Annotated in this window: 1 protein-coding gene and 7 tRNA genes; all 8 read right to left on the reverse strand. The window is 41.1% G+C overall.

The genetic code is table 11. From position 1 onward, the window contains the following. Positions 1 to 447: 447 nt before the first annotated feature. The 8 genes from rocF to FS608_RS29675 all read right to left on the reverse strand — a co-directional run bounded on the left by rocF (position 448) and on the right by FS608_RS29675 (position 2144). On the reverse strand, positions 448 to 1344 hold the full coding sequence (gene rocF, locus FS608_RS29640; RefSeq protein WP_144556145.1) for an arginase: 897 nt from the start codon (positions 1342 to 1344) through the stop codon (positions 448 to 450). Between the two features lie 145 nt (positions 1345 to 1489). Beyond that, positions 1490 to 1562: transfer RNA gene (locus tag FS608_RS29645), tRNA-Lys, on the reverse strand. Positions 1563 to 1564: 2 nt separating this feature from the next. Then, positions 1565 to 1639: transfer RNA gene (locus FS608_RS29650), tRNA-Gln, on the reverse strand. A gap of 48 nt (positions 1640 to 1687) precedes the next feature. Beyond that, positions 1688 to 1772 (reverse strand) — tRNA-Tyr (locus FS608_RS29655). Positions 1773 to 1794: 22 nt separating this feature from the next. Next, positions 1795 to 1867: transfer RNA gene (locus FS608_RS29660), tRNA-Thr, on the reverse strand. Positions 1868 to 1890: 23 nt separating this feature from the next. Then, positions 1891 to 1966: transfer RNA gene (locus FS608_RS29665), tRNA-Val, on the reverse strand. A gap of 9 nt (positions 1967 to 1975) precedes the next feature. Further along, a tRNA-Glu gene (locus FS608_RS29670) sits at positions 1976 to 2050 on the reverse strand. A 21-nt stretch (positions 2051 to 2071) separates the two neighbouring features. After that, positions 2072 to 2144: transfer RNA gene (locus tag FS608_RS29675), tRNA-Thr, on the reverse strand. Positions 2145 to 2242 lie beyond the last annotated feature (98 nt).

Below are 2242 nucleotides of genomic sequence, written 5' to 3' on the forward strand. Positions count from 1 at the left end.
AATATTTAGGTTAAACTGTAATTGGGTCATAATTAATTCCTCCACATTGTTTTCGTCGCTGATAACATTGTTGACAATAGGAATTAATTTGACTCATTTTCTTTTTACACAATTATACGGACTCAACCCCGAAACGAGCTCCATTCTGCATTTAACCGGAAAATCTCCGTTTATTTTACTTTTGCCGGTTACTTTGGTTAAGGCTCAAGACATCTTATTTAAAAAGGAGTGAGCTCCAAGAGAATCTTATTTTAATGCATTACGTTGATGTTTTATTTAAATAAGGTTTTGTATTCCTAATAAAAAAACTCGCCAATTAAAAATTTGGCGAGTCTTTCTCTTTTTATATACCAATAACGAGTGCAATACAACTATCATTTCGGCACGTATTTTTAAGAAAGCACTTCAAAAGGGAACCCTTCTCAGATTATGTGCAGCTGTTTTCGTTTATAATAATTTTTCCCCGAATAATGAGCCCATTAGCTCAACAGCTACTTTAGCTGTTTTATTTTTTTCATCTAAAATAGGATTTACTTCAACGAATTCTGCGGAGGTAATTATTTTTGCCTCTTCTAACATCTCCATGGCAAGATGACTTTCACGGTAACTAATCCCACCAATAACTGGTGTGCCTACTCCTGGAGCATCATTTGGATCTAAACCATCTAAATCAAGTGATAGATGAACACCATCTGTCTTATCCTTAAGGTAGGCGATCGTTTCCTCCATTACTGCAGCCATCCCCATCCTGTCGATTTCATGCATAGTATAAACTTTGATACCTATTTCTTTAATTAACTCTTTTTCTCCATCATCCAGCGCTCTTGCACCAATAATAACTACATTCTCGGGTTTTACTTTTGGTCCATAGCCTCCTATCTCGGTTAACATGCTGTGCCCTAACCCGAGACTGACTGCAAGAGGCATTCCGTGGATATTTCCTGATGGACTTGTTTCAGCAGTATTTAAATCGCCATGGGCATCGTACCAGATTACTCCAAGATTTTTATAATGTTTAGATACACCTGCCAAAGTACCAATTGCGATACTATGATCCCCGCCAAGAACGAGTGGGAATGCACCAGACTCTACAGCTGCATCTACCTTTTCAGCAAGTAAGGCACTTTTTTCGGCAACTAAATCTAAATTTCGTAAATTGGATTCTTTATCGACTACAACTTCTGGTCTTCCAATTGGAATATCCCCTAAATCATGTATTTCATCAAATAGCGGCTTTAGGCGTTCAACAACCCCAGCATAACGAATCGCACTTGGCCCCATATCCACCCCGCGTCTCATTTGTCCTAAATCCATCGGCATACCAATAATCGAAAGCTTGTTCATATAAATTCCTCCTACCCCAATATGATTCTATTTTAACCGCTTTCATACCGATGACTCAACTCGACAAAATTATGTATGAATATACGTAAAAAAAGACAAAAAAAAACTTTGGAAAATCATCCAAAGTTTTTTACTCTTTTTAATATGAGCCATGAAGGACTCGAACCTTCGACCCTCTGATTAAAAGTCAGATGCTCTACCAACTGAGCTAATGGCTCTCTGGCTGGGCTAGCTGGATTTGAACCAACGCATGTCGCAGTCAAAGTGCGATGCCTTACCGCTTGGCTATAGCCCAATAATGATGTGATAATAAGTAGTATGTCCATCTTTTTTAAAAATATAATGGTGGAGGGGGACGGATTCGAACCGCCGAACCCGGAGGGAGCGGATTTACAGTCCGCCGCGTTTAGCCACTTCGCTACCCCTCCATATTAAAGTTAAAAAAGAAAGTGCCGGCGAGAGGACTTGAACCCCCAACCTACTGATTACAAGTCAGTTGCTCTACCAATTGAGCTACCCCGGCATATGGTTTACATAATAAAATTATGGTGGAGGATGACGGGATCGAACCGCCGACCCTCTGCTTGTAAGGCAGATGCTCTCCCAGCTGAGCTAATCCTCCGAATATAAATGGTGACCCCTACGGGACTCGAACCCGTGTTACCTCCGTGAAAGGGAGGTGTCTTAACCGCTTGACCAAGGGGCCGTACTATTATTAAAATAGGTAAGCTTCCAAGCGGGCTCGAACCGCTGACCTCTTCCTTACCATGGAAGTGCTCTACCTACTGAGCTATGGAAGCACAGCTAAACTTAGTTTACATAAAAATGGCTCCGCAGGTAGGACTCGAACCTACGACCGATCGGTTAACAGCCGATAGCTCTACCACTGAGCTACTGC

It is taken from the genome of Bacillus sp. X1(2014) (genome assembly GCF_007678255.1).

Bases quoted from the DNA above. Each gene is read 5' to 3' on its own strand.
- rocF (WP_144556145.1), bottom strand. From the start codon at position 1,344: ATGAACAAGCTTTCGATTATTGGTATGCCGATGGATTTAGGACAAATG.